Here is a 7,569-nt window from a genome sequence, read left to right on the forward strand (position 1 = left end):
GTCCGGCAACCGGGGCGGAACCGTCCGGGTTCTTGTAGGCCAGGACCACGAACTCGCGCAGGTTGACCCGCTCGACCAGGATCTTGTCGCCGAAGTCGAACACGTCCCAGTCGACCCGGGGCGAGGTGCCGGCCAAAAGCACGGCGTCGATGGCGCCGGTGGCGATGTCGGCCTTGATCATGTCCAGGCCAGCCGGGCTCGACAGGCGCTTGTGGGTTTTGATGATGGGGCAGGCCCCGCCGCACTTCTCCTTGACGAACGCGGCCAGCTCCTCGGCGTCCAGAAGCGGGCTGACGCTGGCTGCGTCGATGTACACACCGATTTTTTCGGCCATGGCCGCTACCTCCCTCTCACCAAGGCAATTGCTTTCATGGCCGCGCCGGTCGCGGACTGGGCCGACTTCATGACGTCAAGGGGCGTGGCGGCGCAACCGGCGGCGAATATGCCTTTCTCCTCGCCGCCCACGATGAAGCCCATCTCGTCGACGGGCACGTCGACCGGCAGCCGCTCGCCGCTGATGCTCGGCTGCATGCCCGTGGCCAGCACCACCAGTTCGAAGCGGTTGTCGGATTTGATGCCGGAGACGGCGTCTTCCACGGTGAGGATGACGTCGCCGGTGCCGGCGTCCTCGGCCACGGCGGCCACCTTGCCCTTGACCGCGGTGATGCGGTCGTCGGCCAGGATGCGCTTGGCGAAGTTGTCGTAACGGCCCGGGGTGCGCAGGTCGATGTAGTAGATGGTCACGCGGGCTTCGGGGAAGGCCTCGCGGACGTAGGCCGCCTGTTTGAGGGAGGCCATGCAGCAGATGTAGGAGCAGTAGTTAAGGTGGTTTTCGTCGCGCGAGCCGGCGCACTGCACGAAAGCCACGGAGCGCGGAGCCTTGCCGTCCGAGGGGCGCACGATCTTGCCGCTGGTGGGTCCGCTCGGGGAGGCCAGGCGCTCGAGCTGCATGTTGGTGACGCAGTTGGCGATGTCTCCCGCGCCCAGATTGGTCAGGCGGGTCACGTCGTAGGGCTTCCAGCCCGTGGCGTAGACGATGGAGCCGACCTTGAGCACGATTTCCTTGGGCGCGTCGTCGAGATTGACCACATCGGAGCCCGAGAGGAGTTCCAGGTCTTCCTTGGTGCAGCGTTCCTTGTCCAGGACGTAGCGGTTGGGGAAGGCGAAGGGGACGTCCATGTACAGGGCTTTTCTGTCGCCCAGGCCGAGTTCGAAATCGCTTTTGACGTCCTTGGAAAGCTTCTTGACCGTCTCGGAGAGATCGACGCTGCCGGGTTCCACGTAGCGGGGCTTGATTTTCACCGTGACTTCGTAGTCGCCGGCCTTGCCCGTGACCTTGGCGACTTCGGCCAGGGTGAAAAACTTGACGTTCTTGTTGTTCTTGATGCGCTGGAACTGGATTTCCAGACCGCAGGACGGGGGGCACAGCTTGGGGAAATATTTGTTGAGCTGCATCACCCGGCCGCCGAGAAAAGCGTTTTTCTCGACGATGTAGACCTCGTGGCCGACTTCCGCGGCTTCAAGCGCGGCGGTGATGCCGCTGAAGCCGCCGCCGACGACCAGTATCGCGTTGCTTCCCATCGCAACCTCCCGGCAATGGTTAAGGCCAGCAAGAAAACGGCCTGATCCGCGAGGATAGACCGCCCCCGCCGCAGGCGTCAAAGCACGGTCCATCCGCCCGGGTAAGACCGTTAAAAAGCGGCCGCGGGGGGTTCCCCGCGGCCGCTCTGGTCATCCCTATTGAGCGTCGGGAATGATCTGGTAGTAGGCCTTCTTGAAGACCTGGGTCTCCTTGGTGGCCGGGTTGTACTTCGAGTTGACGAAGCACTTCCATTTGCTGTCGTCCAGGCCCAGGAAGTCGCCGCGGTAGTAGAAGCCCGGGTAACGGGTCTCTTCACGGAACATGATGTGGGTCATGTGCAGGCGGACGGTCCACAGGCGGTGGTACTGCTCCCAGCAGCGCATGAGCTCGTGCAGGTCGCGGGCGGCCAGCTTCTGGCTGTCCTCTTCCAGGTACTGCAGCAGCTGGAAGCCGGTGTCGAGCAGGGACTTGGAGGTCGTGTACAGGGTGGCGCAGCCTCCGCCGTACTCGTCCGTGCACTTCACCAGGCGCATCATGAAGTTGTGCGGGCTGATGTAGTTGGGGTTGACGATCGGGTCGGTGGAAGCGGCGACGCCGGCCTTGTAGGTTTCCCAGGGCTGGTAGATCTCTTTGGCCAGGTCGGCGGCGGAGACGGCCAGGCTGGGCTTGAAGTCCTTGTGGTCGACGACCCAGCGGACCATCTGCTTGCCGGCGATGCGGCCCTCGGCGTGGGAGCCCGAGGAGAACTTGTGGCCGGAAGCGCCGACGCCGTCAGCGCAGGTCCACAGGCCGTTGACCGTGGTCATGCGGTTGTAGATCTTGCCGTTGTCGGCCTTGACCTTGTACTCGTCGGGAACCCAGGCTTCGTCCGGGCCGGAGACCCAGATGCCGCAGCAGCCGGAGTGGGAACCGAGCAGGTAAGGCTCGGTCGGCATGATCTCGGAGCCCTTCTTCTCGGGCTCGGTGTCGGTGCAGGCCCAGAGGTTGGCCTGGCCGACGCACATGTCGAGGAAGTCTTCCCAGGCCTCGGACTCGAGGTGCTTCTGCTGCTCGGCGGACAGGTTGGCGAAGGTGGACTGCAGGGCGCCGGCGGTGTCCATGTAGATCGGGCCGCGGCCTTCGCGCATTTCACGCAGCATCATGTGGTTGCGCAGGCAGGTGGGGATGATGTGGCCCTTGGCGTAGCCACGATCCTCGTAGGGCTTCAGCATGGCGCGGTTGGTGGCGCAGTAGTCTTCGCCCTTGGCGTTGGTGGCCTTGGCCTTGAAGAGCAGGAACCAAGCGCCGACCGGGCCGTAACCGTCCTTGAAGCGGGCGGGGACGAACCGGTTTTCCATCATGGTCATCTCGGCGCCGACCTGGGCGCACATGGTGTAGGTGGAACCGGAGTTCCAGACCGGGTACCAGGCGCGGCCCATGCCTTCACCGGTGGAGCGGGGACGGTACACGTTGACCGCGCCGCCGCAGGCCACCAGGATGGCGTTGGCCTTGAAGACGAAAACCTTGTTTTCGCGGGTGGAGAAGCCGACCGCGCCGGCGATGCGGTTGGGCTGCTTGGCGTCCAGGAGCAGCTTCACGATGAAGATGCGCTCCATGTAGCGGTCCTGACCCAGGGCGTTCTTCGCGGCTTCGGCCACGATGCACTTGTAGGACTCGCCGTTGATCATGATCTGCCAGCGGCCGGAGCGGACGGGCTTGGCGCCGGTGCGCAGGGACACGCCCTTGGCCTTGGACTGCGCGCCGTCCAGGTTGTGGCCGCTGTCGTCCTTGGTCCAGCAGGGCAGGCCCCACTCTTCGAACAGGTGGACGGAATCGTCGACGTGACGGCCGACGTCGAAGATCAGGTCTTCGCGGACCAGACCCATGAGGTCGGTGCGGACCATGCGGACGTAGTCGTCGGCGTTGTTCTCGCCCAGGTAGGTATTGATGGCGGACAGGCCCTGGGCCACGGCGCCGGAGCGCTCGAGGGCGGCCTTGTCGACCAGCATCACGCTGATCCCGCCGATCTTGTCGGCCCAGCGGCAAACCTCGTAGGCCGCGCCGCAGCAGCCCATGCCGCCGCCGACCATAAGAATGTCAACGTCTTTTTCAATCAGTTCCGGCTCGGCAAGGGCAACGCCTTTGGGCTCGTCCTTCACGGGAATCGTCGGCATGATATTGTTCCTCCGTAGGGTGGATGGATGGCTAGCGATTTGGGTTCCGGACTATTTGCAGAAGCCGTCGAGCCAGCACTGGACGGTGTCCATGCCGGTGACGTCGAACTTCTTGCCAAGGGCTTCCTTGGGAGTGGCCAGGGCGGTCTCGGTGAACAGCAGCTCGTCGTCCAGATTGGCGCCTTCGGGCTTGCCATCGTAGGGCTTGATGGAGCCTTCAGGGGTGGTGCGGATGGGGAACTTGAACCGCTTGATGTTGCCGTTGCGGAACTTCACGGTCCACATGATGGAGTCGGCCGAGCGCATGGGGATGGACGTGCCGCCCATGGGAGCGAAGTCGGCGTAGGGGCGGGCCGAGATGGCGCCCTGGGGGCAGATCTTCACGCAGGAGTAGCACTCCCAACAAGCGGACGGCTCCTGATTGAAGGCCTTCATCTCCTGAGGATCCAGAATCATCAGGTCATTGGGGCAAATGTACATGCACGCGGTCTTCTCACCGCCTTTGCATCCGTCACACTTGCTCGGATCCACAAAGGTAGGCATAGTTAGTCCTCCAAACGTTTAGTTGTTGTACACCCAGCGCCCAAATCCAAGTAGAGCTAAACGCCGTTGCGCTACAGGACATCCGCGCGCCGGACCGACGACGTCCTCCGTCGCCGCTCCCGGCCTGCCCTCGCGCCGGCGTCGCTTGGTGCCGACACCGAGAACAAGTCGCCGAGGCAAAAGGGGCGAAAGCCGCCCCGGCCCGCCACCTGCGACGGGCAACGCCCCGGTATCGCTACCGTTTGAGACCTGCCAGCGGATAGCTTGTGACCAAATTAACAAGCGCCGCAACCCGCGTCAAGGGGAAAGTTCTTTTTTTCACGTCCCCGAAAACCCCGCGCAGAAGACGACGCCGCACCCTCCGGGGCGCAACCGGCCGCTCGGCAAAAATAGACTGATGGCAACCTCAACTCTACCAGTCTCGCACCATCCGCGCAAGCCATTTTCCCCCTTTTCCCCGTTTCCTCGCCCAACACGCCGCAGCTTGTGACTTTTCAGACGAATGCCCGCCGGCCGCCCCCTTGACCGCCGCCCACTACCGGGATACCCCTGCACTGTCCGCTGTACGGACCCTTCGAGAAACGGAAGACGGTGAGAATCCGTCGCAGACGCGCTGCTGTGTTCGGGGTGAACCGGCCGCCATCCACTGGGCGACACGCCCGGGAAGGATGCGGCCACCGCCGCACGGTCCAAGGGACCGGCCCCGTAAGCCAGAAGACGCCTCGAAGCGGTCGGCATCCAGGCCTCGCGATCCGGGCCGGAATGACCGGGAACGGGCCGCTCTCGCGCCGCCCGCCCTGCATTCGCGCCCGTTCCCTCACTGCGGGGGACGGGTTTTTCATTTTGCGCGCCCTTTTTCGCCTCGACGCCGTGCCGACCTCCAACCGCAACGCCTTCGGGCCAGACATGGAGTTCGCATGCTGACGCACACCCTGGGATTTCCCCGCATGGGCCGCAACCGGGAGCTCAAGACCGCCCTGGAAGCCCACTGGGCCGGCGCCCTCCCCCTAAGCGGCCTGCTCGACGCCGCCGCCGCCCTGCGCCTGCGCCACTGGACCCTGCAACGCGACGCCGGCATCGACCTCGTGCCGGTGGGCGACTTCTCCCTCTACGACCACATGCTCGACGCCGCGGCGCGGTTCGGCGTCGTGCCGCCGCGCTACGGCCACCCCGGCGGACCGGTGCCGGCGGAGCTCTACTTCCGCATGGCCCGGGGCGGGCAGGACGGAGCCGGCGGCGTCACGGCCATGGAAATGACCAAGTGGTGCGACACCAACTACCACTACCTCGTGCCGGAATTCGCCCCGGACCAGGACTTCGCCCTGGTCGGAAGCGGCCTCCTCGACCAGGTCCGCCAGGCCCGGGAAGCCGGTTTCGCGGCCAAGGCCGTGCTGCCCGGCCCCTTCACCTTCCTGCTTTTCGGCAAATGCAACGATCCGGCCGGCGACCCCATGGACCTCCTCCCCCGCCTGCTGCCGGCCTACCGGGACCTGCTGCGCGCCCTGGCCGAAACCTGCCCCTGGATTCAGCTCGACGAGCCCGTGCTGGCCCAGGACCTGCCCGGGGAACTCGCCGCCCCCTTCCGCGCCGCCTACGAGAGCCTGGCCGAGGCGGCCGCCCCGGCCAGGCTCATGCTGGCCACCTACTTCGGCGGCATCGTCCACAACCTGCCCTTCGTCGCCGGCCTGCCCCTGGGCGCGCTGCACCTCGACCTCGTGCGCGACCCCACCCAGCTCGCCCCGGCGGCCCGGGCGCTCGCCCCGGAAACCGCCCTGTCCCTGGGACTGGTCGACGGCCGCAACATCTGGCGCGTGGACGCGGCCGCCGCCCTGTCCCGCATCGAGCTGGCCATAAGCCACCTCGGTCCGCAGCGCCTCATGGTCGCGCCCTCGTGCTCGCTGCTGCACTGCCCGGTGGACCTCGACGACGAGACGGCCCTCGACCCGGCCGTCAAGCGCTGGATGGCCTTCGCCGCCCAGAAATGCCGCGAGGTGCGGCTGCTGGCCGACGCCGCCGTTCCCGGCGGCCGGGAGCGGCCGGAGGTCGCCGCCGCCCTGGCCGAGAACCGCGCCGCCTGGGAGGACCGCCGCCGCAGCCGCCTGGCCGTGGACGAGTCCGTGCGCCGCCGCGCCGCCGGCCTGACCCCGGACATGTTCCGCCGCCCGGCCCCCTACCCCGAGCGGGCCAAAGCCCAGCGCGCGGCACTTTCCCTGCCGCCGCTGCCCACGACCACCATCGGCTCCTTCCCCCAGACGGCCGAGATCCGCCGCGCCCGGCGCGACTTCAAGGCCGGGGCCCTGGACGCCGCCGGCTACCAGGCCTTTCTCAAGGAAACCATCGCCGACGTGGTGGCCCGGCAGGAGCGCCTCGGGCTCGACGTGCTGGTCCACGGCGAGGCCGAACGCAACGACATGGTGGAGTATTTCGGCGAGCGCCTCGCCGGCTTCTGCTTCACCAGAAACGGCTGGGTGCAAAGCTACGGCTCGCGCTGCGTCAAGCCGCCGGTCATCCACGGCGACGTCTCCCGCCCCGCGCCCATGGCCGTGGACTGGGCCGCCTACGCCGCCTCGCTCACGGACCGGCCCATGAAGGGCATGCTCACCGGCCCGGCCACCATCCTGTGCTGGAGCTTCGTGCGCGACGACCAGCCCCGCGAGACCACCCGCCGCCAGATCGCGCTCGCCCTTCGCGACGAGGTGGCCGACCTGGAGGCCGCCGGCATAAAGGTCGTCCAGATCGACGAACCGGCCCTTCGCGAGGGCATGCCGCTTCGGCGCAAGGACTGGGAACTGGCGCTGGCCCTGGCCGTGGACGACTTCCGCCTGACCGCTTCGGTGGCCCGGCCCGAGACGCAGATCCACACCCACATGTGCTACGCCGAATTCGGCGAGATCGTGCCGGCCATCGCCGCCATGGACGCGGACGTGATCAGCCTCGAGGCCAGCCGCAGCCGCATGGAGCTGCTCTCGGCCTTCGCCGACTTCGCCTACCCGAACGAGATCGGGCCCGGGCTCTACGACATCCACAGCCCGCGCGTGCCGTCCGTCGAGGAGATGGAGGAGCTGCTGCTGCGCGCCGCCGCGGTCGTCGACCCGACGCGCCTGTGGGCCAATCCCGACTGCGGCCTCAAGACCCGCGCCTGGCCCGAGACCGAGGCCGCCCTGGCCAGCATGGTCGAAGCGGCCCGGCGCGCGCGCCGGCGGCTGGGAGGGGGGGAGGAGGGGGAGGGTGGGGGGGGGGGGGGCAAGCCTCCGGCGGGGGGGGGGGGGGGGGGGGGGGGGGGGGGGGGGG

Annotated in this window: 4 protein-coding genes, 1 pseudogene and 1 riboswitch; of the genes and pseudogenes, 1 reads left to right on the forward strand and 4 read right to left on the reverse strand. The window is 67.2% G+C overall.

The window, feature by feature from the left end; genetic code table 11:
* From Q1K70_RS14415 to aprB, 4 genes and pseudogenes are all read right to left on the reverse strand, one after another.
* Nucleotides 1-334, reverse strand: a pseudogene (locus Q1K70_RS14415) (heterodisulfide reductase subunit A); the annotation flags it as partial.
* A 5-nt stretch (nucleotides 335-339) separates the two neighbouring features.
* Complete coding sequence (locus Q1K70_RS14420; RefSeq protein WP_300160938.1) at nucleotides 340-1,581, reverse strand: FAD-dependent oxidoreductase; 1,242 nt, start codon at nucleotides 1,579-1,581, stop codon at nucleotides 340-342.
* Between the two features lie 156 nt (nucleotides 1,582-1,737).
* Nucleotides 1,738-3,735: an adenylyl-sulfate reductase subunit alpha gene (aprA, locus tag Q1K70_RS14425; protein WP_300160940.1), complete on the reverse strand. Its 1,998-nt coding sequence runs from the start codon at nucleotides 3,733-3,735 to the stop codon at nucleotides 1,738-1,740.
* Nucleotides 3,736-3,786: 51 nt separating this feature from the next.
* Nucleotides 3,787-4,278, reverse strand: coding sequence for an adenylyl-sulfate reductase subunit beta (gene aprB / locus Q1K70_RS14430; protein ID WP_300160942.1), 492 nt, complete (start codon nucleotides 4,276-4,278; stop codon nucleotides 3,787-3,789).
* Between the two features lie 544 nt (nucleotides 4,279-4,822).
* A riboswitch (cobalamin riboswitch) is annotated at nucleotides 4,823-5,018 on the forward strand.
* Between the two features lie 177 nt (nucleotides 5,019-5,195).
* Here aprB and metE point away from each other — a divergent pair.
* Nucleotides 5,196-7,569 (forward strand): 5-methyltetrahydropteroyltriglutamate--homocysteine S-methyltransferase (gene metE / locus Q1K70_RS14435; protein WP_300160944.1); only part of this gene is annotated, 2,374 nt, incomplete at its 3' end.

This window comes from Solidesulfovibrio sp., assembly GCF_029978005.1.
Taxonomy (GTDB): domain Bacteria; phylum Desulfobacterota; class Desulfovibrionia; order Desulfovibrionales; family Desulfovibrionaceae; genus Solidesulfovibrio.

Bases quoted from the DNA above. Each gene is read 5' to 3' on its own strand.
- Q1K70_RS14420 (WP_300160938.1), bottom strand. From the start codon at position 1,581: ATGGGAAGCAACGCGATACTGGTCGTCGGCGGCGGCTTCAGCGGCATC.
- aprB (WP_300160942.1), bottom strand. From the start codon at position 4,278: ATGCCTACCTTTGTGGATCCGAGCAAGTGTGACGGATGCAAAGGCGGT.
- aprA (WP_300160940.1), bottom strand. From the start codon at position 3,735: ATGCCGACGATTCCCGTGAAGGACGAGCCCAAAGGCGTTGCCCTTGCC.